Source organism: Sphingomonas arvum, assembly GCF_026013565.1.
GTDB lineage: Bacteria > Pseudomonadota > Alphaproteobacteria > Sphingomonadales > Sphingomonadaceae > Sphingomicrobium > Sphingomicrobium arvum.
Map to the genome: position 1 here is coordinate 303,704 of NZ_JAPDOB010000002.1, position 23,159 is coordinate 326,862.

A 23,159-nucleotide genomic window follows, 5' to 3' on the forward strand; every position below is an offset into this window, starting at 1 on the left:
AGTAGCTTCGTCTTCGAGAGGCAGGTGTGGCGTCCCGTAATCCCAAATTCCATGGCCGCGTCGAAGGAGCGGCGGCGCATTGCGCGGTGCCTGGTTGCCCGAACCCCGGTGAATTCCGTGCTCCGCTGACCCGGCCGACCTTCGACGGTCCGGGCGAATATCTATGGTTGTGCCTGGACCATGTCCGCGAGCACAACGCCCGCTACAATTTCTTCGCCGGCATGAGCACGGAGGAGATCGAGGCCGCGCAGGCGCCGATGGCGGGCTGGGAACGCAGCGCCCGTACCTTCGCCCATGTCGGCGGGGCCGATCCGGCGCCGGCGTGGAGCGATTTCAAGGACCCGCTGGATGCGATCGCCGCCCGGTTCGCAGCGCGACCGGCCGGCGCACCGGCGCGGTCGCGCTTTACGGGCGAGGAGACGCGAGCGCTGTCGGTGCTGGGGCTGGGCGAGGATGCCGAGCTGCACGGGGTACGGCAGCGTTATTCTGAGCTGGTCCGGCGTTACCATCCCGACCGCAACGGCGGCGACCGGCGGCATGAGGGCAAGCTCAGGAACGTGATCGACGCCTGGCAGACGCTGAAGAAGGCGGCGGCGTTCGCTTAATCGCGGTCGGGCGCGCCGAGGGGAAAGTAGTGGCGGAACGGCCGCGCTTGCTCGACCGCTCGGCTGACCGCCGGGTGGGCCAGCAGGCGCTGGCGGTAGCTCAGCAGGCGCGGGCGCTGCTCGCCGATGCGCTCGACCCAGTCGGCGTAGAACAGCGCGGGGGCAGCGGCGCAGTCCGCCATGGTGAACGTGTCGCCAACGGCCCAGCCGTCTTCGGGCAGGTTCTGCTCGAGCCAGTCGTAGGCTTGGCGCAGCTTGGTCCTGGCCTGCTGGTCGCCATACGGATCACGCTGGTCATCCGGCCGAAGCACGTTGCCGACCGGAACCGTGGCCTTGTCCATCACCCGCTGGTCGAACACCCGGTCGAGGAAGCGCACGCGCAGGCCCGCATCGCCGTCGGGGATCCAGCGATTAGGCCCGGGGTGGTGGCGTTGCAGATACTCGATGATGATAGAGCTTTCGGCGACGACCTGGCCGTCGTCGACCAGCAGCGGGAACTGGCCGAACGGGCTTAGCTCGGTGAACTCGGTGCCATGTTGCTCGACCGAGCGGAACTCGAAGGGAGTGCCGTCGGCCCACAGCGGGATCAGCGCCTTCCACGTGTAGCTGCTGAACGGGTGGCCGTAGAGTTGAAGAGTCACCAGCGGCCCTCGGCCATGGCCTGCTGGCGCGCAGCCTCGCGCTCGCTCGTGCTCTGCGGGCCGGCCCAGCCCTGCTCGACGGCGCCGCCCGGTGCGTAGGTGGCGATCACCGCGCCCGACCGGGTGACCTGGTGATGGGTCATGCGCAGCGCCTTGGCCGGCAAGCCATCGCCGAAGAGCCGCTTGCCGCTGCCGAGCACAACCGGGAAAGTCATCAACGTCAGCTCGTCGAGTAGTCCGGCCGCGAGGAGACCAGGGTAGATGGTGCTGCTCCCCTGGATCAGCAGGTCGGGGCCGCTGCCTTCCTTGACGGCCCTGAGCTCGTCCAGGCTGCCGAGCCGGTGGCTGTTGGACCAGCCGAGCTCCGGCTGGCCGCGGGTCAGGACGTATTTGTTCGCCCGGGTGAAGTCCTCGCCCATCCGGATCGCCGCGGCCTCGCCGTCGTCCTTGCCGGTGAGATCGAAGACCTCGCCGATGCCGGTGGTCTGCCCGCCGACATAGGGCCAGTAAGCCGCGAAGATGTCGTAGGTGCGGCGGCCGAGCAGGAGGTCGTAGTCCTGGCCGAAGAAGCGGTCGATTGCCGCGCCGACGTCCTCGTCGAAGAACTGCGGAAGCCAGCCGCCGTGGGCGAAGCCGCCGGTCGGGTCCTCGGTTGGGCCGCCCGGAGCCTGCATCACGCCGTCGAGGCTGACAAAGGCGCTTCCACGGATCCTACGCATTCACTTGTTCTCCCCTTCGGGCGACTTCAATCGCGGCATGATCAATCTTCTGCATGGTCATCATGGCGCTGAACACGCGCTTGGCGACGGCCGGATCGGGGTCGCTGTTGCCTTCCAACAGAACGCGCGGCGTGATCTGCCAGGCGAAGCCCCAGCGGTCGGTGCACCAGCCGCAGTCGCTGGCCTGGCCGCCATTCCCCGTGATGGCGTTCCAGTAGCGATCGGTCTCTTCCTGGGTCTCGGTCACGACCATGAAGCTGGTGGCCATGGTCGGCTTGAACTCGGGGCCGCCGTTGAGGCCGACGAAGGGTCGGCCGAGAACGGTGAAGGTGACGATCAGCTCGTCGCCCTGCGTTCCGCCAGGATAGTCGCCGGGCGCGTGCATCGCCTCATTGACGTGGCTGTCGGGGAAGGTGGCGGAGTAGAACTCGGCGGCCTTGCGCGCTTCGCCGTGGTCAAACCACAGGCAGGTGGTCAGCTTCTCGCTCATTGTTGCACTCCGCGACGAGGGCCAACGAGGCCGAAGGTGGCGCCCTGGGGATCGACGGCGTTCAAAGAATACTCGCCGCCGGGAACCTGCTGTGGGCCGTGCAGGATCTGCCCGCCGCCTGCGGTAACCGCCGCGAGCGCGCGGTCGATATCGTCAACGCCGATGTAGAAGGTCCAGCCGCCCACCGGCACGTGCGGCATCTTGGCCATGATCGCGCCGATGCCGGTCTGTCCATGCTGAATAAAGCGGTAGGCGCCGAGCTCGCCCATCGGCATCTCGCCCTCCTGCGTCCAGCCGAAGTGGCGGGTATAGAAGCGGACGGCCCCGTCGGGATCACTGCTGGCCAGCTCGTTCCAGCGGACGTGCTGGGGCTGGTCAACCGAGAAGACGTCACTGGTCGCGTCGGGTTGGTCGGCGGGCGGAGTCGGGCGCATCACGTAGAAAGGTGCGCCCTGCGGATCAGTGATCATTGCCATACGGCCGACGCCCGGCACTTCCCACGGCGGCATCATCACGCTGCCGCCGTCAGCCTGCACCGCGGCGACGGTGGCGTCGACGTCGTCGACTGCAAGGTAGCCGAGCCACACGGGGCGGGCACCGTGGCTGCGCATGGCCTCGTCGATCGCCATCACTCCGCCGGCGTTGCCGCCGTCCGAGCGGCGGATCATGCGATAGTCCATGCCGGGCATGCCGGACTGCGGCTCGATGTCCCAGCCGACCACGGCGTCGTAGAAACGCTTGGCGCCCGTCACGTCGCCGGTCAGCAGCTCGTACCAGACGAAGCTTCCTTGTCCGTCAGCCATTGCCCTTCTCCAGCACGACCACCGGCTCGAACCCGCCGAAGATCATCCGCTTGCCGTCGAACGGGTATGGCATCGCGGCGATGTCGGGATCTGCCATCATCGCGGCAAACGCCTTGTCGCGGGTGGCCTTGTCGGGCCATTCGATCCACGAGAAGCACGCGGTTTCACCGTCCTGGCGGTCGACGGCGCGGTAGAAGTCGGTCTGCTTGCCTTCCGGCACATCCTCGGGCCAGCATTCGACGATGCGCAAGGCGCCTTCGTCCATCAGTAGCTGGTCCGCCTTGCGGGCATGCTCGATGAAGGCCTCCTTGTCGGAGAGCTTCACCGGTATCACGAAGCCGTCGACGTAGGTCATGCCGCTTCTCCCTTTGGCTTGTCGGCGTAGAGCGCCAGCTGGTCAGCCAGCGCACGTTGGAAGGCCGGCCGCGCGAGGCCGCGGGCGCGATAGGCGGCGAGCGCCGGATGGTTCGCCACCGGGCCGCCCTCGTCGCCCATGATGCGCAGGATGCTGACCATCATGAGGTCGCCGATCGTGAAGCGGTCACCTTCGAGCCACTCGGCCGACCCCAGCCACTCGGCGACGCGGCCGAGCCGCTTGGCGAGCTCCTCCTTCGCGCTGGGCCTCCTGAGCTTCGCCCATTCCTCGCCGGGGTAGAAGGCGTCGAGACCGGCGTAGGCCATCACGAACGGCTCCACGCTGCTCAGCGCGGCATAGGTCCACTGGACGGCGCGGGCGCGGGCAACCGGTTCGCGTGGCAGCAGGCGTTCGTCCCTCTCGCCGATGTGCTGGACGATGGCGCCGCTTTCGAACAACTGCAGCTCGCCCTCGCGGTAGGCGGGCACCTGACAGAAGGGCTGCTCGCGCTCATAGCCCGATGGGATCGGGCCGACGGTGCGGACGCCATAGTCGAGCCCGGCTTCCTCCAGCGCCCAACGGACGCGCAGATCGCGGACCTGGCCGCGGGCGAACGGCGGAACCCAGCCGAAGGTGGTGAGCTCGATTGGTGCCTCACTGACCAGCGCCACGGGTCAGGCCGCCGCTTGCTCGGTCGGGTGTGCGCCCTTCTCGGCAAAGTTGGGGTCCATCCACATCGGCGCCCATTGGTGGCCGTCGGGGTCCTCGAAGTCGCGGCCGTACATCGGTCCACCCTTGGTCTGGTCTTCCTGACTGGCGTCCACCTTGCCGCCCGCCGCCTTGGCCGCGTCAGTTATCCGGTCGACAGCTTCCGGGCTTTCGCAGGAGATGCACAGCAGCACCTGACTGGTGCCGTGCGGCGGCGCGATCGGGCGGGTGGTGAAGGTCGAATAGAAAGCGTGCGTCAGCAGCATGACCGCGATCGTGTCGCTGAGCTGCATCATGGCCGCATTCTCGTTCGAGAACTTCGGCTCGTTGCGGAAGCCGATTGCCTCATAGAACGCCTTGGATCGGGGCAGGTCCGTCACCGGCAGGTTCACGAAGATCATCTGCGCCATCGTCTTAAGCTCCTCCACTTGGCGACTCGGGATGCTTGAAACATGACGTGGGCCGTCATATTTAGCAACTGTGCCGTTAGAAAAGATAACCAAACCGCGACGAAGCGAGCTGAGGCGCGGCTATGACGATGCCTGCGGCACTGCGCACGCGCTGGAGCTGATCGGCGAGCGTTGGGCGTTGCTGGTGCTGCGCGAGCTGATGCTCGGGGCGCGGCGGTTTTCCGACTTGCGGGCCGACCTTCCGGGGATCAGCGCGAATGTGCTGACGCAGCGCCTGGAGGAGCTGGAGGAGCGCGGGCTGATCCGCCGGAAGCGCCTGCCGCCGCCGGCCGCGCGCGATGTCTATGAGGCGACCGAGTGGGGGCTGGAGGCGGAGGCGCTGGTGCAGGCGCTCGGCCGTTGGGCGGCGCGCTCGCCCCGGCATGACCCGACCCTGCCGCTGTCGGCGGTGTCCATCCTGCTGAGCTTCCGGACGATGATCGACCGGCCGGCGGCGGCGGGCTTCAGCGGGCGGATCGGCTTCCGCTTCGGGCAGGAGAGTTTCACGGCGGCGGTGGAGAAGGGGGGCATCGAGGTGGCGCGCGGGCCGGTGGACGGGTGTGCCGCGGTGATCACCACTCAGCCAACCCTGCTTGCGGGCGTCGTCTATGGCGGCGTGCCGTTCGAAACCTTGAACGTGGAGGGAGACGAGGCGCTTGCTCGGCGTTTCGTGAGCCTGTTCACCCTGCCGCCCAAAGTCCAGCTTCCGGACAGTTGAGACAGGGGCGGCGGCCAGCTAAGGCGCCTGCATGGCCGACATCTCCAACGAGACCCAGATCCCCACCGGCGAGACGCTGATGAGCACGCCCGACAAGGTCGCGAAGGTGCGCGACCTGTTCGGCGTGGACAGCGACATGGAAGTGCCGGCCTTTTCGGAGGCCGACGAGCGGGTGCCGGACCTGGACCCCGCCTACGTGTTCGATCCGGACACGACGCTGGCCATATGCGCGGGCTTCGCGCGCAACCGCCGCGTCATGGTTCAAGGTTATCACGGCACCGGCAAGTCGACGCACATCGAACAGGTCGCGGCGCGGCTCAAGTGGCCGTGCATCCGGATCAACCTGGACGCGCACATCAGCCGCATCGACCTGATCGGCCGCGACGCCATCGTGCTGCGCGACGGCCAGCAGGTCACCGAGTTCCGCGAAGGCCTGCTGCCATGGGCGCTGCAGCACCCGGTCGCTCTGGTGTTCGACGAATATGACGCCGGCCGGCCGGACGTGATGTTCGTGATTCAGCGCGTGCTGGAGGTCGAGGGCAAGTTGACCCTGCTCGACCAGAACCGGGTGATCCGGCCCAACCCGTTCTTTCGGATGTTCGCCACCACCAACACCATCGGGCTGGGGGACACCACCGGGCTATACCATGGCACGCAGGCGATCAACCAGGGCCAGATGGACCGCTGGAATATCGTTACGACGCTCAACTACCTGCCGGCGCAGGTCGAGGCGCAGATCGTGCTCGCCAAGTCGGGTGAATATGACAAGGCGGACGGGCGCCAGACGGTGGAGCGGATGATCAAGGTGGCCGACCTGTCGCGCCAGGCCTTCATCAACGGCGATATCTCGACGGTGATGAGCCCGCGTACGGTGATCAGCTGGGCGCAGAACGCGCTGATCTTCGGCGACGTGGGCTTCGCCTTCCGGGTGAGTTTCCTCAACAAGTGCGACGAGGCGGAGCGGCCGCTGATCGCCGAGATGTACCAGCGGGTGTTCGGCAAGGACCTGCCGGAAAGCGTTGCGGCGAAGGCCTGATGGCCGAGACCAGCCCGCTCGATCGCTTTCGCCAGGTGCTGGCGGGCACCGCGCGGGCGATTGCCCGCAATCCCGAGGTGGAGGTCGCCTTCGCGTCCGAGAGCGGGGCGACCGGTGGCAAGCTGGCGCGGGTGGTCTCGCCCGGGCCGGGGCTTAGCCCCCGGCTGGTGGCGGAAGCGCGCGGCGGGGCGGATGCGGTCGCGCTGCGGCTGCGCCATCATGACGGCAAGCTGCATGACGGCCAGGCGCCGGCCGACCCGGAAGCACGCGCTGTGTTCGACGCGCTGGAAGGTGCGCGGATCGAGGCGCTGGGCGCGCGAACCATGCCGGGCGTGCGCGACAATCTGGCGGCGCTAACCGAGGGGCGGGTGCGCGGCGATGCGATCACCCGCGCGCGCAGTGCGGAGGAAGTGCCGCTCGCCACTGCGCTTGGCCTGCTTGCCCGCGAGCGGCTGACCGGCGCGCCGCCGCCAGACGCTGCTACCGTTGGGCTGGACCTGGTGCGTGGCTGGATCGAGGAGCGCGCCGGCGGCGACCTCGACACGCTGGCACTGGCGCTGGACGACCAGGCCGCTTTTGCCGCGCTGGCCCGCAAGCTGCTCGAGGATTTAGATCTCGCGCCGGCCGAGGAGCCCTCGGAGGAGCAGCCGGACGAGGGGGGCGACGAGGAGGAAGGCGAGGACGCCGGCGACGAGGACAGCGCCGACCAGGACAGCGACCAGAGCCCGTCCGCCGGCGAAATGGAGCAGCGCGCCGAGCAGGAGGAGCAGGAAAGCGAGGACGAGGACGTCTCGGCCGAGGACATGGACGACAGCGAGTCCATGCCGGGCGAGGAAGGGGACGAGAGCAGCGTTCCGCGGCCGAACCGCCGCCAGTCCGAGCCCGAGCTGGCCGGCGACTATCGGGCGTTCACGACCCGGTTCGACGAAGTGGTCGAAGCTGACGACCTGTGCGACGAGGAAGAGCTCAATCGGTTGCGGGCCTATCTCGACCAGCAGATGGGCTCGCTTTCGAGCGTGGTTACGCGGCTCGCCAACCGGTTGCAGCGGCGGCTGATGGCGCAGCAGGCGCGCAGCTGGGATTTCGACCAGGAAGAAGGACTGCTCGACGCCGCGCGGCTGGCGCGGGTGGTGGTCTCGCCTGCGCATTCATTGAGCTACAAGGTCGAGCGGGAGACCGAGTTCAAGGACACGGTTGTGACCCTGTTGATCGACAACAGCGGGTCCATGCGCGGGCGGCCGATCAGCATCGCGGCGATCAGCGCCGATATCCTCGCCCGAACGCTCGAGCGGTGCGGCGTCGCGACCGAGGTGCTGGGCTTCACCACCCGCGCGTGGAAGGGCGGGCAGAGCCGCGAGGCGTGGCTCGGCGAGGGCCGGCCGCCGAACGCTGGCCGGCTGAACGACTTGCGCCATATCGTCTACAAACGGGCGGACGAGCCCTACCGCCATGCGCGGCGCAACCTCGGGCTGATGATGCGCGAAGGGCTCCTTAAGGAAAATATCGACGGCGAGGCGCTGCTATGGGCCCATAGCCGGCTGATCGCCCGGCCGGAGGAGCGGCGCATCCTGATGGTGATCAGCGACGGCGCCCCAGTGGACGACTCAACCGCAAGCGCCAATGGCGGCGCCTACCTTGAGAAGCATCTGCGACAGGTGATCGGCTACATCGAGAACCGCTCGCCGGTGGAATTGGCGGCGATCGGAATCGGCCACGACGTGACTCGCTATTACCGGCGCGCGGTGACCATCATGGATGCCGAGCAACTCGGCGGGGCATTGGTGGAGCAGCTGGCCGGGCTGTTCGACCAGTCTTGAGCATGGCAACGAAGGAAGGACCCGGCACGATACGCGACCAGTGCCGGGTCCGCCCTCGACAAGCGACGCGAGGGAACTCGTACTCCGCCGTGGCCGGCGGCGTGACGGGACAACAGGGGAAGAAATCCCGTCCGCTGAATGACTTATGCTCATAACGCGGTTGAACGAGCCTGAACGTGGCGTCAAGCGAACGTTCAGCCTGCTGGCTCGCTTGTGCTTGATCTGCCTGTGCTTTCTCGTTCTTGCGCGGGACGTCCGCGAACAGGCGCCGGATCGCGTGCCGGAGGCGGCGCGGCTGGCCGGCATCCGCTTTCAGCCGCTGGCGCTGACGGGCGGCAGTGGGGGCGAGGTCCGGCTGGTGGGTGCATGGAAGGTGAGTGCGGACGACCCGCGCCTCGCCGGGCTGTCCGCGCTCGCGGTGCAACCGGGAGGCCTGCTCGCGCTGGCTGATTCGGGCTGGCTGGTCGACTTGCCGCGGCCAGGCGCCGGAGCAGTGGCGCGGTTCCGCGATCTGCCAGCCGGGCCAGGTCCAGGGACGTTCAAGAAGAACCGTGACAGCGAGGCGCTGGCAGCGACCGGGGACGGCTGGTGGGTGACGTTCGAATACCGCCACAGCCTATGGCGTTTCACTCCGGACTGGGGGTCGGGACGCCAGCTCGCTTCGCTGCGCCGCTTTCATTGGCCGGTGAACATGGGCGTGGAGGCAATCGTCCGCACGGCTGACGGGCGTTGGCTGCTGCTGCCCGAGAATGGTCGCTATGTACTGGAGGCGACCGGAACCGGGCTGCGCCGTCGGACGATCACCGGTGCGACGGGCGGGATCGCCGACGCTACCCGGCTGCCCGACGGGCGGGTAGTAGTGGCAGTGCGGGAGATTGGGTGGGGAATCGCCAACCGCCTCGCCTGGCTGGAGGCTGCGGGCGCCGACTTCCGCCTCCGTCCGTTCGCTCGCCTGCCGCTGGGCTGGCTGGACAATGTCGAGGGGCTCGCGGCCGAGCCGTTACCCGGCGGCCGCACGCGCCTGTGGGCCATCACCGACAATGACGGCTGGCGGCGGACCTTGCTACTGGAGCTGGAAGTATCGGCGCCGCGAGGGCGCCGCAACCCGGCTGGCGCTTAGGCCGCCGCCGGCGCCTTCTTCAGCTCGCGCTTCAGCTTGCGGGCGGTCGGCCCCAGCTTGTCTTCGCTGGTCTTCAGCAGCCAGTTGTCCAGACCGCCGACATGTTCGACCGAACGCAGGCCATGGGTCGAGACGCGAAGCTTCACGCTCTTGCCCAGCGAATCACTGATCAGCGTGACGTTCTGCAGGTTGGGCAGGAAGGTCCGCTTGGTCTTGTTGTTGGCGTGGGAAACATTGTTGCCCACCTGCCGGCCCTTGCCGGTCAGCTCGCAAACGCGCGACATGATAGCTATCCCAAATTGAAGCGGGCGCCCCACAGAGGACGCCGGATCAGCGGGGGCCGATACATGGGCGGGTCACTAACGTCAACCGCGCAACCGCTGGCGGGCGGGAACGTTGAGGGGGCGACATGAACCCTAATCGAAGGACCTGACCGGCCATGCGCGGCATCCTCCTCATTCTGATCCTTGTCGTCGTGCTGGCAATCGGCGCCTTCGCGACCGGTCTTCTTAATCTCAACCCAGTGCAGGAAGCGCGCGCGCCGACGGTGGCGGCAGAGGACGGCAAGCTCAAGGTCAAGGGCGGCCAGGCACCCAAGGTGCAGGTGGAAGCCGGCAAGATCGCGATCGGCACTGGCCAGGCAACCGTGGCCGTGCCGCGGCTGGAGGTGCGTCCGGCGGGCGGCGCGCAGCAGCAGACGCAGCAGCAGCAGCAAACTCAGCAGCAGCAGCCGGGGGCGCAGCCCGCGCCGGCGCAGGACGGGGTGACGACCTCCGACGCCACTGAGCGATGACGTTGCGCGCTTTGACGCGCTAGAGGGGAGGATGGCCTTTCCGCTGCCCCCGCCCATGCGCCGCGCGCTGGACCTTGCCGCCGAAGCCGCTGCCGCCGGCGAAGTGCCGGTCGGGGCGGTGGTGACGCGCGCGGAGGAGCTGGTGGCGGAGGCGCGCAATGCGATGCGTGAGAGCCTGGACCCGACCGCCCATGCTGAGATCGTCGCCATTCGCCGGGCGGCCGAAATGCTGGGGACCTCGCGGCTCGACGGCTGCACCCTATGGGTGAGCTTGGAGCCGTGCGCCATGTGCGCGGCGGCAATCGGGCTGGCGCGGCTCGACGCGCTGCGATTCGCGGCCGAGGACCCGAAGGGCGGCGGCGTGGTGCATGGAGCGCGAATCTTCGGTCAGGCCACCTGCCACCACCGGCCGGACGTGCTGGGCGGAATCGGCGAGGCGGAAGCGGCCGAGCAGCTGCGGGCCTTTTTCAGGGAACGGCGCTGACCTTGGCAGGACGGCTCGCCCGCGGCTATGGAGCGGCGCTTCGATGAGCGACCACCTGCTCCCGTTCCCCTGGCTCGACCTGGTCCTGATCCTCGCGCTGATCGCCCTCAACGGCGTGTTGTCGATGAGCGAGCTGGCGATCGTCTCCGCGCGTGAGGCGCGATTGAAGGGCCTGGCCAAGGCAGGCAGCGGCGGAGCACGCACAGCCCTGCAGTTGGCGGCCGACCCGGGGCGGTTTCTGTCGACCGTACAGATCGGGATTACGCTCGTCGGGATCCTGACTGGCGCTTATTCCGGGGCCAGTCTGGGCGAGCCGGTGGCGCAACGGCTGGCTATCGCTGGTCTTGACGCTGACATCGCGCACAAGCTCGGCTTTGGGCTGGTGATCGCCGTCACCACCTTTCTGTCCCTGATCATCGGCGAACTGGTGCCCAAGCAGTTCGCGCTGCGCAGCTCTGAAGCGATCGCGGTTGTGGTGGCAAGGCCGATGCTGTGGCTGAGCAAGGGGACTGCACCGTTCGTGTGGCTGCTCGACAAGAGCAGCGCCGGCATCTTTGCGGCGCTCGGCCTGAAGCGGGAGGCTGAGAACCATGTCACCGCCGAGGAACTGCACCTGGTGGTGGCCGAGGCGCAAAGCGCCGGCGTGCTTGAAGAGAGCGAGCGGGCGATCATCAGCGGCATCGTGCGGCTGGCCGACCGGCCAGTGCGCGAAGTCATGACGCCACGCACAGAGATCGACTGGCTTGATCTCGGCTGCTCGCCCGAGCAGCTGCGCGCCGCGCTCCGTGAAACCCCGCACAGCCGCATCCCGGTAGCAGAAGGGTCCGTCGAGAACATCGTCGGAGTGCTTCAGACCCGTGATCTGCTCGACGCGGTGATGGACGGGCGCGAGCTCGATTTGCGGGAGCTGTCCCGCAAGGCGCCCGTCATTCCGGACGTGATGGATGCGATGGATGCGCTGAACGTCCTGCGCTCGGCCGAGGTGCCGCTAGCGCTGGTGCACGACGAATACGGCCACCTGGACGGGATCGTCACGCCTGGCTCGATCCTGGCGGCGCTGGCCGGCGCATTCCGCAGCGACGTGGAGGACGAGGACCCGCCGCTCGTCGAGCGTGAGGACGGCAGCTGGCTGGTGTCCGGCGCGGCCAATGCCGACCTGCTTGAAGATCGGCTGGGCATGAACATGCCGGGCGAGCGCGACTATACCACCGTGGCCGGCTTCGCCTTGTCCATCCTCAAGCGCCTGCCCGTGACGGGCGAGCATTTCTCCCACGACGGTTGGCGGTTCGAGATTGTCGACATGGACGGGCGCAAGATCGACAAATTGCTCGTCGTGCGGACAAAGCGCCGCCGCGACGAGGAAACCGCCTAGAGCTTGCCGAAGGCCGCTTCGTAGCCGGCTTGGTCGCCGCGGGCGAGATAGCCTGCCTGCTCGACGATTCGGTCGCGGGTGAGGCGGCCCTTGAAGGCGCCGAGCTCAGCGTCCAGCCGCTCGACCTCGTCAGACGAGAGTGCGGCGATCTGCTCGTAGCGAAGCAGGCCCCGGCTGTTGAGCAGGGCGGCGAGCTTGGGGCCGACACCCTTCATCCGCTGGAGGTCGTCGGGCACTCCCTGGCTGCCGGGCAGGTTGGAATGGACCTTGGTGCCGAGCACTTCGCCGAGCACGTCACTGGTCGCCGCCGCCACTTCATCGACCACGCCTTCGCCTTCGCCGCCGCCATCGGAGTCGGACCGGGCCGGCGGCTTACGGTGCTGGTCGAGGGTGGGGGCGGGCTGCCCAGCTGAGCTGTGGGCCGAGGATTGCATCATGTGCGCGCGGACCGGCCCTTCGTCCTTCGTCAGGGTGACCTTCTGCCGCGGGCGGAAGATCAGGATTCCGGTAACCAGCCCGATCGCGACCGCGACCAGGATCATCGGCCAGTAAGCCGACCATAATTCACTCATGCCAACCTCGTGATTGATAACGGATGTGCTGATAGGTGAGCCAGGCGATGCCGAGGCCGGCGGCATAGCCGGCCAGCCCGAGCAGAGCCGCTTCGACGAACAAGGGGATCATTGGTTCACCGCTTGAGGGTAGGGCCGCACCGAAGACTCCACTGGCAGGCTGGCCGGATCCCACTTCACCGCGGCGACCCCAGGCAGCTCGCCGAGCACGCGGACCAGCTCGGAGCGCTGGAAGTCGTCCGCCGGACCGGACAGGATCAGGGTACGACTCAGCGGCCGGTCGGCTAGGTGGGCCTGCACCTGGGTCATCTCGTTGATGTCGAGCACGCGGCGGGCCTGGTGTTCGATGTCGCTCTCGAGCGTTGCCGCGCCGCCCAGCACGCCGTGGTACAGTTCGGCCACGCCCAGGGTGAAGGCGGCGCCGATCAGCAGCAGTTGCCGGCTCGTCATGCTTGCTCCCGCGCGAGTTCACGCCAGCCGATGTCGCGGCGGCAGAAGCCGTCGGCATAGTCGATCGCGTCCACCGCGCGATAAGCCCGGGCGCGGGCCTGGGCGAGCGTGTCACCAAGGGCGGTCACCGCCAGTACCCGCCCGCCGGCCGCGAGCAGCGCGCCCGAACCATGACGTGCGGTGCCGGCCTGGAACACGGTAACGCCCTCGACCCGCTCGGCCGCCTCGATGCCGTCGATGAGGCCGCCCTTGCGCGGCGTGCCGGGATATCCCTCGGCCGCGACAACGACCGTCATGCTAACTGCGGGCTTCAGGCGGGGCGGGTCGATGTCGGCCAGGCGGCCGGTCGCAACGGCGTGGAGCAGCGCCGCGACGTCGCCGTCCAGCCGCGGCATGATCGCCTCGCACTCGGGATCGCCGAAGCGCGCGTTGTACTCGATGAGCTTGGGGCCTTCCTCGGTCAGCATCAGCCCGGCATAGAGCACGCCGCTGAACGGGGTTCCACGAGCCGCCATGGCGCGGGCAGTCGGGCCGACGATCGCGTCCATGGCACACTGCTCGAGCTCGGGCGTCAGCACGGGGGCCGGCGAGTAAGCGCCCATGCCGCCGGTGTTGGGGCCGGTATCCGCCTCGCCCACACGTTTGTGGTCCTGGGCAGAGGCGAGCGGAACGGCAAGTTCGCCGTCGACCAGCGCGAACAGGCTGGCCTCCTCGCCCTCGAGGAACTCTTCGATCACCAGCGGACCGTCGCCGGCCGCGCGGATGGCCGCCTCGGCCTCGGCCCGGGTGGCGGCTACCGTTACGCCCTTGCCAGCGGCGAGGCCGTCGGCCTTGATCACTACCGGCAGGCCGAAGCGATGCAGTGCTGCCAAGGCTTCGTCCACGCGCTCGGTCCGGACGTAAGCGGCGGTGGGGATACCCTCCGCCGCGCAGAGGTCCTTGGTAAAGCCCTTGCTGCCCTCCAACTCCGCGGCAGCTGCAGTAGGCCCGAACACGGGGATGCCGGCCGCCCGGCAGGCATCGGCGACTCCGGCGACCAGTGGCGCTTCCGGCCCGACCACGACCAGGCCGATGTGCTCCTGCTGGGCGAGAGCAACCACGGCCTGCGGACTCGTGGGATCGATCGATACGCATTCGGCCCAGCGGGCGATGCCAGGATTGCCGGGCGCCGCGAGCAGCTTGCCGCAGGAGGGCGATTGCCGCATGGCCCAAGCCAGCGCATCCTCGCGCCCCCCTGATCCCAGCAGCAGAATGTCGATGGAACCCGCCACGTCCGGCCTCCTAGCCCAGCCTTCCCCCGGCGACAATTCGCCACCGCTCACCGTTGGCGAACTCGCCGGCGCGGTGAAGCGGGCGGTCGAGACCGGCTTCGGCCGGGTCCGGGTGCGCGGCGAGATCAGCGGCTGGAAGCGCCACAGCTCGGGCCATTGCTATTTCACGCTGAAGGACGACAGCGCCTGCATCGATGCGGTGGTCTGGCGCACCTCCGCGGTGGGCCTCGCGTTCCGCCCGGAGGACGGCGCGGAGGTGATCGCCACCGGCAAGATGACTACCTACCCCGGCCGGTCCAAATACCAGATCGTGGTCGACCGGATGGAGCTGGCCGGCGAAGGTGCGCTGATGGCGCTGCTCGACAAGCGCCGCCGGGTGCTCGCCGCCGAAGGGCTGTTCGATGCGAGTCGCAAACGCCGGCTGCCGTTCCTGCCCCGGGTGATCGGGGTGGTGACCAGCCCAACCGGCGCGGTGATCCGCGACATTCTGCACCGATTGGAGGACCGCTGCCCCACCCACGTAGTAGTGTGGCCGGTCCCAGTGCAGGGCGAGGGCGCGGCGGGCAAGATCGCGGCGGCGATCCGCGGCTTTGCCGAGCTCAGCCCCCGCCCAGAGCTGCTGATCGTCGCCCGCGGTGGCGGCTCGATCGAGGATCTGTGGGCGTTCAACGAGGAGGAAGTGGTGCGCGCCGCCGCCGCCTCCCCCATCCCCCTGATCAGCGCGGTCGGGCATGAGACGGACACCACGCTGATCGATCATGCCGCCGATCTGCGCGCGCCTACGCCGACGGCCGCAGCCGAGCTGGCCGTGCCGGTTCGGGCGGAACTCGCTGCCCAGCTGGACGAGCTGATGGCTCGCAAGCGCCGGTGCCTCGCCAAGCGAGCCGACGACGCCCGCGAGCGCTTGGCGCTGACATCGTGTCGCTGGCCCGAGCCGGCGGCGCTGCTTGGGCCGCGGCGGCAACGGCTGGATGAGGTGGGCGACCGCCTGCCGCGGGCGCTGGGCGCCAGGACGCACAAGGCGGAGGCGGCAATGAACCTGGTCACCCCGCGCCTGCGTCGGGAGCTACTTGAGCTGAAGCTCGAACGCTTGGGCGAGCGGCTGACGGCGGCCTGGAAGATGGCGCAGCTGGTCCACCCCGATCGCCCGCTGTCGCGCGGCTTCGCCCGCGTGACGGACCGGGCTGGCCGCACGCTGATTCATGCGGAGCAAGCGCGCGCCGCCGGTGAGCTCACGCTCAACTATGGCGACGGCCGCGTCGACGTTACGGTGGCGGGCGCACCTGGCCCGGCGTCCCGGCCGCGGCTTGAGCGCAAGGCCCGCACTTCCTATGTCGCTCCACAGCCCGGACTGTTCGACGGCGAGGATTGATCACCAGATGTTGATGCAAGGCGGCGGGCGTGAGGCCCGCGTCCACTTTCTTGCCGGCACGTTCCGGGTCTTGTCCGACGGCGACCATGTGCGGTGTGCCGTTACCGGGCGCCCGATCTCGCTGGACACTCTGCGCTACTGGAGCGTCGCGCGGCAGGAAGCCTATGTCGACGCCGAGGCCAGCCTGGCGGCTGAGGAGCGGTCCAGGACCAAGCGCTGAACAAGGTGTTCGGCAGGTGGGTACCACCTGTGCCCCCGTTGCAACAGAGGTGACGAAACGGCGGGGTGAGGCCCGTGCCCATTGTCGCTGGGGTTTCGCCGCTACTAAAAGCAGCCTGCTTTACGCCGGGGGGCGGGGCAGACGTTGTTGTCTGGGGCCCCTCCGCCGAAGGGGGTAACCATGACCATGACGTTCAAGAACAGGTTGCTGGCGACGTCGCTGCTGGTGGGCGCGGGCGTGCTCGGCACTCCGGCCCAGGCGCAGAACCTGCCGCCCGCGCCGCCGACGACCAGCCAGAATGATGACAGCGCGGCGCAGAACCCGCCTGCCGTCACTACTCAGGCGGACCCGCAGATCCAGGCAGACCAGGCCGAGGGCACGTCGACCAACGAGATCGTCGTCACCGGTACCCTGATCCGCAACCCCAACCTGACCAGCGCGTCGCCGGTCAGCGTGGTGAACGAGAGCGAGATCACGCTCCGCACCCCGAACAACGCGGAAGAACTGATCCGCCGCATCCCGGGCGTCAGCGCCGGCATCGGCACCCAGGTCAACAATGGCTCGAACGGCACCTCGTCGGTCGACCTTCGCGGCCTCGGCACTCAGCGCAACCTGGTGCTCCTCGACGGCAACCGCATCGTCCCGACGCTGGCCAACGGCGCGGTCGACCTCAACCTCATCCCGATTGCCCTGCTCAGCCGCGTGGACGTGCTGACCGGCGGTGCGTCGACCACCTACGGCGCCGACGCTGTGTCGGGCGTAGTCAACTTCATCACCCGCCGCGACTTCTCCGGCGTCGACGTTCGCGCCAGCTACAAGCTGACGGAAGAAGGCGACGGCCAGGCCTACCGCACCGACGTCACCTTCGGCGGCAATTTCGACGACAACCGCGGCAACGCGGTGCTGAGCTTCGGCTACACCAATGCCAAGCCCGTCTACCAGATTCGTCCGTTTGCGCTGTTCGGCGTGAACAGCAACACGGGTGCGGCGTCCGGTTCGTCCTTCACCTCGGTTCCGACCACCATCTCCTTCCCCGGTGTCGTCGGCGTGGTCGGCCCGCAGGATCTGCAGTTCAACACCGGTGCGACCGCGCTGGTGCCGCAGTACCAGGGCTTCAACTTCAACCCGTACAACATCTTCCAGACTCCGCTGGAGCGGAAGAGCGCCTACGGTTCGGCCAACTACGAAGTCGCCGACGGCATCGAGCTCTATGCCCGCGGCCTGTTCGCGAGCAGCTTCGTCCAGTCGGTGATCGCCCCGTCGGGCGTGTTCGGCAACGCGCTGGTGGTGAACGCCAACAACCCGTACCTGACCCCGGCCGTCCGCGACCAGATCTGCGCCGCCAACGGCATCGCACTGGGCACCGCCTGCACCAGCCGCACCGGCAACACGGTCACGACCGGCCTGCCGCTGCCTGGCGTGTATCGCCGCCTGGTCGAGCTCGGGCCGCGCCTCGGCAGCTACCAGAACAACGTCTATGACGCCCGCGTCGGCGCGCGCTTCGACGTAACCGCCAGCACCAACCTCGACATCAATGCTGCCTACGGCCGCGCCGAGCAGACGCTGACCAACTCCGGTTATGTGCTCAACTCGCGCGTCCAGCAGGCGCTGATCGCGACCAGTCCGACCGCCTGCACGGTGACCACCGGCGGGTGCGTGCCCTTGAACCTGTTCGGCACGGCCGGTTCGATCACGCCCGACCAGGTGGCCTTCATCCAGGGTTCGTCGAGCGTCCGCATCAACAACCAGCTGACGCAGGTCCGCGCGATCTACTCGGGCGATTTCGGCATGACCGCGCCGTGGGCCACCCAGCCGATCAGCTTCGCGCTGGGCGGAGAGTATCGTCGGTACGACTACGAGCGCATTCCTGACGCCCGGGCGCAGGATCCGTCCGAGCTGGGCGGCGCCGGCGGTGCGGTGCTGCCGTTCAGCGGCGGCTACAACGTCAAGGAAGGCTTCGCCGAGCTGATCGCGCCGATCGTTGCCGACCGGCCGTTCTTCGACGTGCTGCAGCTGGAGACCGGCGTTCGCTATTCGTCGTACAGCATCAACACGACGGGTTCGAACCCCACGTTCGACGCCTGGACGTACAAGGGCGCTCTCACCTGGCAGCCGACGCCGGGCCTGCGCTTCCGCGGCAACTACCAGCGGGCAGTTCGTGCGCCGAACATCGCCGAGCTGTTCTCGCCCAGCAGCGTGCAGCTGACCAACCTGGCCGTCGATCCGTGCGCCGGTGCGGCTCCGCTGACCAACGCCAATCTGGCCGCGGTCTGCCTGGCGCAAGGCGCGCCGGCCGGCTCAATCGGCGCTATCCAACAGCCGTCGGCGGGTCAGGCGAACGCTCTGTTCCAGTACAGCTCGCTGCTGAAGCCGGAAAAGGCTGACACCTACACGGTGGGTGTGGTGATCACGCCCAAGACCTACATTTCGGGTCTCACCGCGTCGGTCGATTACTACAACATCAAGATCAACGACGCGATCACCTTCGCCACCCCGGGCGACGCCATCTCGGCGTGCTTCGGCGGCCTGTCGGCGACCTCCGCAACTAGCCCGGCCTGCACGATCATCCGCCGCAACCCGGCGAACGGTCGTTTGTCCGGTCCGAGCGCGACTACGCAGGGCCTGTTCCTGCCGGAAACCAACCTCGGTCGGCTGGCCACGGACGGCGTGGACTTCACGCTCAACTACGTCCGTGACCTCGGCATCTTCGGGTTCAACTACAACCTGTCGGGCAACTGGACCCGTAACCTGAAGTTCCGTGCGTCGCCGAACTCGGTCAACCGCGAGTGCGTCGGCTACTACAGCGCCAACTGCGGCCCGTCGCTCGGACAGATCCAGCCGGAGCTGAGTTGGCAGCAGCGCACCACTTTCTCCTACGGTCCGGCGAGCCTGTCGCTTCTGTGGCGTCACCTCTCGAGCGTGAAGTATGAGCCGGGTCTGCCGCCACTGTTCAACGGAACGGTCACCGGCTCCGGCGCGCTGGTTGGCGAAAGCTTCAACTTCAATCGCATCTCAGCCTACAACTACTTCGACCTGAATGCGCAGTTCGACGTGCTGAAGAACTTCCAGTTGACGCTGGGTGTGCAGAATCTGCTCGACAAGGATCCGCCGATCGTCGGCGGCCAGGCGGGCACCACCACCGCGAACAGCGGCAACACCTTCCCGTCGACCTACGATCCACTCGGCCGTGCCTACAGCGCGGCGGTCCGGGTCAAGTTCTAAGCGATCATCTTACCGTATGACGGAGGGCGGTCCCGCAAGGGGCCGCCCTTTGTCATTGTTGCGCGAAGCAACGCGCCAGGGCTCCGGCGAGCACTTGCGGCGGTCAGCCGAGCAGAGGTTGCGGAAGGCTCATCGCGATACCTGCGCCCTGCGCAACCGCCAGCGCCCACGCATGCACCTTGTCGATCTCGTCGCCGTGCAACTGCTCGGCACTCCGCTGCCCGGCGGCACGGTCGCCAGCCGAAAACGCCTCGCCGGACTTGGCATTGCGGCTGAACACATCCGCGATCACCGCTGCGCGGCCGGTTTCATCGTCGGCAACTCCGAACAGAGCGTCGAGACGCTCTAGCGCGGCATCGGGCTCCGCCAGCAGGAGCTCGCTGTCCAACGTACGGACACGGCTAGGCCTACTGGCGGCGATCCGGGCGAACAGGGCGTGCTGCGCCAGCCAGCCGAGCGCCGCCACCTGGAGGTCGCTCTGCAGGAAGTAGTCGCCGGCCGCGATGCCAGGCACCGCCAAGCCTTCCTTGAGCTGCTTGGCGGCGAGGTCACGCACCCACAGGCGGCCCCATAGGCCCTTGCTGGCGATGGACCCCAGATAGACCCGCAAGGGAGCGTAGAGCAGCAGCGCGGCACCCTCGGGCCGAGCGGCGATCATCGCCGGGGCAAGCCCGTTGGCCACGTTCGACGGCTTGATCACGCATGCTTCGCCGGTCGCAAACGGCCGCGCCAGCATAGCAAGCGCGTCGTTCATCACCTCACCGATCCGCGCGGGTGGCGCCCCCTGAAGGCGCCAGCCGGTAAGGTCGTTCAGGATCACCGGTTCCTTTAGGCTGAACGACTGCCCGGGCCGGTCACAAGCGTTTGCGAGCAGCGTCGAGCAGCAATAAGCCGAGTGGAAGATGAAGTTAGCGCGGGTGCCGCCCGTCGCCAGCCCACGCGCCGCGGCGCGAGGGACGGGCCGTTCGTCGCCCGGCCCAAGGACCTCGTCGGTCAGGAAGGCCGCCTTGCGCCGCTCCTCTCTGGTTACCAGCCTCCAGTGCACCGCGTCGGTGCTGGGCGCATAGCGATGGGCCAGCCACTCGGGGCCGAGATCGGGAAGGGCGCCGCTCATGAGGGCCGTGTTGCGGCAAGGCGCCGGTCCGATCAAGCGAACCGCTTGCCTGCGGTCGCCGGTTGGTGTTCATCCAGGCGCATGGCGACGCTTTCCCCCGACCTTGAGCGGCTGCTGGCTGAGGCTCGCGGAGCCCGCGCCCGCGGGCAGGCCGACGAGGAGCGGCGCGTCCTGGAGCGCGCCGTCGCCGCCTTTCCAGACCATCCCCAGGCGCAGAACACCCGCGGCCTGCGCGCGCTTGCCGACGGCGACCTGCCGCTGGCGGTGAGCAGCTTCGCGCGAGCGGCGGCGCTCGATCCCGGCGAGCCGGCGCTGTGCCTCAATCTGGCCGCCGCGCACCGCCAGGCCGGAGACCAAGATGGCGAAGCCGCGGCGCTAAGGGCGGCCCTCGACATTGATCGCCGGCACTTCCTTGCGCAGCTGCGACTTGCCGAACTGCGCCAGCGGCAGGGATCGTTGTCTGAGGCCGCACAGCACTGGGCGGCGGTGGTGCAGCTGGCCGGGGGAATGGACGAGCGCCCGCCATTGGTCGCCGACGGGCTAGCCCGGGGCCAACGCTTCCTCGACGAGCACAATGCTGCGTTCGCCAGGGAGTTGGAGTGCGAACTGTCGGGTGACCCGACGGATGCGCTGACGGAGCGGCGCTTCGGGGCGTGTGTCGACGTGATGCTCCGCGGCCGGCGGGTGTACCGTAACGAATGCCATGGCCTCTACTACCCGTTCTTGCCGGCGGACGAGTATTTCGACCGTGATCTGTTTCCCTGGTTCGAGGGCCTGGAAGCGCGCACCCCAGCGATCCGCGGCGAGGCCCTGGCGCTACTGGCGAACGGTTCGGATGCGATCCGGCCTTATGTCCGGCAGGACAAGGGCACGCCGCAGAACAAGTGGTCGGCGCTCGACCATTCGCATGACTGGAGCGCCTGCTTCCTGTGGGAATATGGCATACGCAACGATCCGGTCTGCGCACTGTGCCCGGAGACAGCCGCCGCGCTGGAGGCGGTGCCGCGCAGCCATGTGCCGGGGAAGGCGCCTTCAGCCTTCTTCTCCATCCTCCAGCCGGGCGCGCACATCCCGCCGCACACGGGCGTCACCAATACGCGCGCGATCATCCACCTGCCACTGGTGGTGCCGGACGGCTGCACCTTCCGGGTCGGCGGCGAAACGCGCCCGTGGGTGGAGGGTCACGCCTTCGCCTTTGACGACACGATCGAGCATGAAGCTTGGAACCGGAGCGACCAGGTCCGCATCCTGCTGATCTTAGACGTTTGGAACCCGCACCTGAGCGAGGCCGAGCAGGAGCGGCTGATCAAGCTCTTTGCGGTCGCGGACCGTGGGCTGGTCGCCCCGCGCGCGGGCTAGCCGACAGCAATTCCATTCCGTTCCAGGTAGGCGCGCACCGGCTCAAGCTGAGCGGCATAATGCTGCCAGCGTCCCGACGAGCGCTGGTGCAGCGGCTGCCGGACCTGCAGCGCGCTGGCGGTGCGCACCGGCCCCCCGTTTCGCTCCGGCGTGACGCAGGCCTGATCGAACGGAAGGTCGAGGAACGTCAGCGCGGCCCTCAGCGTCGTTTCCGGTTCGGTGACCAGCGCATCGTAGGACAAGTCGTGAAGGTCGTCGCCAAACAGCGCGCGCCAATGTTCCATCAGGCGCCGATACTGAACGAGGTAGTGAGCGCTGTCCTGAAAGCGGTGGCCGTAGCTCACGCCTTCGCCGAAGCGGAGAAAAGCGATCGACAGCAGGTTGTCCAGCGGCTTGCGGACCGTGTGGATGATCCTGGCGGACGGGAACAACGACTTGATCAGGCCAAGGTGGAGGACGTTGTCGCAACGCTTGTCAATGATCCGGCCAAAGGTGCCGCTTTCGGCCGCATATTGCGCGCGGAGCTGTTCGACCTGGCGCGGTAGCAAGCCGGCGCTCGCCTGCGGGTAGGGCTGGAGACCAGCGGCGATAGCGGGGATCGCGTCCAGTTCGCCCGCCGAGGTCAGCGCCGGATGGCGAGCCAGCATCTGCTCGGCAAGGGTTGAACCCGAGCGGAACATGCCGACGATGAACACGGGGGAGACCTCGTCTGCGGCCGGGTCCGGTGGGCGAGCGGGGAAGGCAGCAATAATGCTGTCGACCAGCCGCTCGAGAGCGTGCGGATCATAGCGCTGCGGCGACAGGCTGAGCGCCAGGAGATTGGCCGCCTCCAGCGCTTGAAAGGCCTCGCCATAGTCCGCAGCCGCATCGAGGGCAGCGGCAATGGCGAACAGCAGCTCGGTTCGGTCTTCCACCGTTGCCGCCAGGTCGAGCTGACCCTTCAGCTGACCAGCGACGGCGTCGGGGTGACCTCCCTGCAGTTCCAGCATCGCCAGTCTCGCGCGAGCCCTGCCGTTGCCCGGCTCCACCTGCAGCAGCGCCTGGTACGCCTCCTGCGCTTCTTCGAACCGGCCGGCGTCCTCGGCCAAGTTGCCGAGCCCGAGCAAGGCAGGAACAAAGCCGGGTCGCCCCTCCAGCGCAGTTCGCAGCTCGGCTTCAGCGTCAATGGGGCGGAACAGCTGGTCGGACAGGATGGCGGCGCGGTTGACACGCACCTCCTCCGGCCGGTCGATACCGGTGTCGAGGGCCCGCCCGTACGCAGCGAGGGCGGGCTCGAAGCGGCGACGGGCGCGCTCGATCCAGCCTAGGTTGAACCAGGCGTCGGCTCGTTCGGGCGCCAGCCTCAGCGCCTCCGTATAGAGCGAGGCGGCGTCGTCCAGCCGGCCGCTGCCAAGCGCCTGCTCGGCGCTCCGGAACAGCGCTTCCGCCTTGTCTTTACCAGCCATGCAGGAGTGGTAGGATCCCCCCGC

At 68.2% G+C, this 23,159-nt stretch carries 25 protein-coding genes; 12 read left to right on the forward strand and 13 right to left on the reverse strand.

The features are described from left to right. Nucleotides 1–26: 26 nt before the first annotated feature. The gene (locus OMW55_RS08995) at nucleotides 27–605 is read left to right on the forward strand and encodes a J domain-containing protein (RefSeq protein WP_264882525.1); all 579 of its coding nucleotides are present in this window, start codon (nucleotides 27–29) and stop codon (nucleotides 603–605) included. Here the strand turns inward: OMW55_RS08995 and OMW55_RS09000 are convergent. Genes OMW55_RS09000 through OMW55_RS09030 form a run of 7 tightly spaced genes read right to left on the reverse strand, consistent with a single transcriptional unit; the run spans nucleotide 602 to nucleotide 4,731 of the window. Then, nucleotides 602–1,246, reverse strand: a complete 645-nt coding sequence (locus OMW55_RS09000) for a glutathione S-transferase family protein (protein WP_264882527.1) — start codon at nucleotides 1,244–1,246, stop codon at nucleotides 602–604. The two genes, OMW55_RS08995 and OMW55_RS09000, sit on opposite strands and share 4 nt — an antisense overlap. Continuing rightward, nucleotides 1,243–1,965, reverse strand: coding sequence for a dihydrofolate reductase family protein (locus OMW55_RS09005; RefSeq protein WP_264882529.1), 723 nt, complete (start codon nucleotides 1,963–1,965; stop codon nucleotides 1,243–1,245). The genes OMW55_RS09000 and OMW55_RS09005 overlap by 4 nt, the downstream gene beginning before the upstream one ends. Further along, complete coding sequence (locus OMW55_RS09010) at nucleotides 1,958–2,455, reverse strand: VOC family protein (protein ID WP_264882531.1); 498 nt, start codon at nucleotides 2,453–2,455, stop codon at nucleotides 1,958–1,960. Before OMW55_RS09010 ends, OMW55_RS09005 begins: the two co-directional genes overlap by 8 nt. Continuing rightward, nucleotides 2,452–3,258 (reverse strand): VOC family protein, encoded by an 807-nt coding sequence (locus tag OMW55_RS09015; RefSeq protein WP_264882533.1) that lies wholly within the window; start codon nucleotides 3,256–3,258, stop codon nucleotides 2,452–2,454. The genes OMW55_RS09010 and OMW55_RS09015 overlap by 4 nt, the downstream gene beginning before the upstream one ends. Continuing rightward, entirely contained in the window at nucleotides 3,251–3,613 is a 363-nt protein-coding gene (locus OMW55_RS09020) for a DUF1428 domain-containing protein (protein ID WP_264882535.1), read from the reverse strand. The genes OMW55_RS09015 and OMW55_RS09020 overlap by 8 nt, the downstream gene beginning before the upstream one ends. Next, entirely contained in the window at nucleotides 3,610–4,284 is a 675-nt protein-coding gene (locus OMW55_RS09025) for a glutathione S-transferase family protein (RefSeq protein WP_264882538.1), read from the reverse strand. Before OMW55_RS09025 ends, OMW55_RS09020 begins: the two co-directional genes overlap by 4 nt. 3 nt (nucleotides 4,285–4,287) lie before the next feature. Further along, the gene (locus tag OMW55_RS09030) at nucleotides 4,288–4,731 is read right to left on the reverse strand and encodes a VOC family protein (RefSeq protein ID WP_264882539.1); all 444 of its coding nucleotides are present in this window, start codon (nucleotides 4,729–4,731) and stop codon (nucleotides 4,288–4,290) included. A 70-nt stretch (nucleotides 4,732–4,801) separates the two neighbouring features. On the opposite strand from OMW55_RS09030, the gene OMW55_RS09035 reads away from it, so the two are divergent. The 4 genes from OMW55_RS09035 (at nucleotide 4,802) to OMW55_RS09050 (ending at nucleotide 9,461) form a co-directional block, all read left to right on the forward strand. Then, nucleotides 4,802–5,488, forward strand: a complete 687-nt coding sequence (locus OMW55_RS09035) for a winged helix-turn-helix transcriptional regulator (protein ID WP_264882540.1) — start codon at nucleotides 4,802–4,804, stop codon at nucleotides 5,486–5,488. 31 nt (nucleotides 5,489–5,519) lie between these two features. Continuing rightward, nucleotides 5,520–6,524 carry a cobaltochelatase subunit CobS gene (gene cobS, locus OMW55_RS09040; protein WP_264882542.1) on the forward strand — a complete coding sequence of 335 codons (1,005 nt, stop codon included), beginning with the start codon at nucleotides 5,520–5,522 and terminating at the stop codon, nucleotides 6,522–6,524. Then, nucleotides 6,524–8,341, forward strand: a complete 1,818-nt coding sequence (cobT, locus tag OMW55_RS09045) for a cobaltochelatase subunit CobT (protein WP_264882543.1) — start codon at nucleotides 6,524–6,526, stop codon at nucleotides 8,339–8,341. The genes cobS and cobT overlap by 1 nt, the downstream gene beginning before the upstream one ends. Nucleotides 8,342–8,501: 160 nt before the next feature. Next, on the forward strand, nucleotides 8,502–9,461 hold the full coding sequence (locus tag OMW55_RS09050) for an esterase-like activity of phytase family protein (protein WP_264882544.1): 960 nt from the start codon (nucleotides 8,502–8,504) through the stop codon (nucleotides 9,459–9,461). Here OMW55_RS09050 and rpmB read toward each other — a convergent pair. Continuing rightward, nucleotides 9,458–9,745: a 50S ribosomal protein L28 gene (gene rpmB, locus OMW55_RS09055; protein ID WP_264882546.1), complete on the reverse strand. Its 288-nt coding sequence runs from the start codon at nucleotides 9,743–9,745 to the stop codon at nucleotides 9,458–9,460. The genes OMW55_RS09050 and rpmB overlap by 4 nt on opposite strands. Nucleotides 9,746–9,900: 155 nt before the next feature. Between rpmB and OMW55_RS09060 the strand changes: the two genes are divergently transcribed. Genes OMW55_RS09060 through OMW55_RS09070 form a run of 3 tightly spaced genes read left to right on the forward strand, consistent with a single transcriptional unit; the run spans nucleotide 9,901 to nucleotide 12,110 of the window. Beyond that, nucleotides 9,901–10,254, forward strand: coding sequence for a hypothetical protein (locus OMW55_RS09060; protein ID WP_264882548.1), 354 nt, complete (start codon nucleotides 9,901–9,903; stop codon nucleotides 10,252–10,254). A 31-nt stretch (nucleotides 10,255–10,285) separates the two neighbouring features. Next, a complete protein-coding gene (locus OMW55_RS09065; RefSeq protein ID WP_264882550.1) occupies nucleotides 10,286–10,738 on the forward strand; it encodes a nucleoside deaminase in 453 nt (150 codons plus the stop codon). 43 nt (nucleotides 10,739–10,781) lie between these two features. Next, on the forward strand, nucleotides 10,782–12,110 hold the full coding sequence (locus OMW55_RS09070; protein ID WP_264882551.1) for a hemolysin family protein: 1,329 nt from the start codon (nucleotides 10,782–10,784) through the stop codon (nucleotides 12,108–12,110). On the opposite strand, the gene OMW55_RS09075 is transcribed toward OMW55_RS09070, so the two are convergent. The 3 genes from OMW55_RS09075 to purD form a co-directional block, all read right to left on the reverse strand. Continuing rightward, nucleotides 12,107–12,682, reverse strand: a complete 576-nt coding sequence (locus tag OMW55_RS09075) for a hypothetical protein (RefSeq protein ID WP_264882553.1) — start codon at nucleotides 12,680–12,682, stop codon at nucleotides 12,107–12,109. The genes OMW55_RS09070 and OMW55_RS09075 overlap by 4 nt on opposite strands. A gap of 108 nt (nucleotides 12,683–12,790) precedes the next feature. After that, nucleotides 12,791–13,132, reverse strand: a complete 342-nt coding sequence (locus tag OMW55_RS09080) for a hypothetical protein (RefSeq protein ID WP_264882556.1) — start codon at nucleotides 13,130–13,132, stop codon at nucleotides 12,791–12,793. Then, entirely contained in the window at nucleotides 13,129–14,391 is a 1,263-nt protein-coding gene (gene purD, locus OMW55_RS09085; RefSeq protein ID WP_264883973.1) for a phosphoribosylamine--glycine ligase, read from the reverse strand. The genes OMW55_RS09080 and purD overlap by 4 nt, the downstream gene beginning before the upstream one ends. Between purD and xseA the strand changes: the two genes are divergently transcribed. From xseA to OMW55_RS09100, 3 genes are all read left to right on the forward strand, one after another. After that, nucleotides 14,390–15,775 carry an exodeoxyribonuclease VII large subunit gene (gene xseA / locus OMW55_RS09090; protein ID WP_407822151.1) on the forward strand — a complete coding sequence of 462 codons (1,386 nt, stop codon included), beginning with the start codon at nucleotides 14,390–14,392 and terminating at the stop codon, nucleotides 15,773–15,775. The genes purD and xseA overlap by 2 nt on opposite strands. 7 nt (nucleotides 15,776–15,782) lie before the next feature. Then, nucleotides 15,783–15,995: a DUF2093 domain-containing protein gene (locus OMW55_RS09095; protein WP_264882560.1), complete on the forward strand. Its 213-nt coding sequence runs from the start codon at nucleotides 15,783–15,785 to the stop codon at nucleotides 15,993–15,995. Between the two features lie 180 nt (nucleotides 15,996–16,175). Further along, nucleotides 16,176–19,217 (forward strand): TonB-dependent receptor domain-containing protein, encoded by a 3,042-nt coding sequence (locus OMW55_RS09100; RefSeq protein WP_264882562.1) that lies wholly within the window; start codon nucleotides 16,176–16,178, stop codon nucleotides 19,215–19,217. 103 nt (nucleotides 19,218–19,320) lie between these two features. Here the strand turns inward: OMW55_RS09100 and OMW55_RS09105 are convergent, their stop codons facing one another. Further along, on the reverse strand, nucleotides 19,321–20,331 hold the full coding sequence (locus tag OMW55_RS09105; RefSeq protein ID WP_264882563.1) for a hypothetical protein: 1,011 nt from the start codon (nucleotides 20,329–20,331) through the stop codon (nucleotides 19,321–19,323). A gap of 81 nt (nucleotides 20,332–20,412) precedes the next feature. Between OMW55_RS09105 and OMW55_RS09110 the strand changes: the two genes are divergently transcribed. Further along, nucleotides 20,413–21,690 (forward strand): aspartyl/asparaginyl beta-hydroxylase domain-containing protein, encoded by a 1,278-nt coding sequence (locus tag OMW55_RS09110; protein ID WP_264882564.1) that lies wholly within the window; start codon nucleotides 20,413–20,415, stop codon nucleotides 21,688–21,690. On the opposite strand, the gene OMW55_RS09115 is transcribed toward OMW55_RS09110, so the two are convergent. Then, nucleotides 21,687–23,135 carry a tetratricopeptide repeat-containing sulfotransferase family protein gene (locus tag OMW55_RS09115; RefSeq protein ID WP_264882566.1) on the reverse strand — a complete coding sequence of 483 codons (1,449 nt, stop codon included), beginning with the start codon at nucleotides 23,133–23,135 and terminating at the stop codon, nucleotides 21,687–21,689. The two genes, OMW55_RS09110 and OMW55_RS09115, sit on opposite strands and share 4 nt — an antisense overlap. Nucleotides 23,136–23,159: the final 24 nt, after the last annotated feature.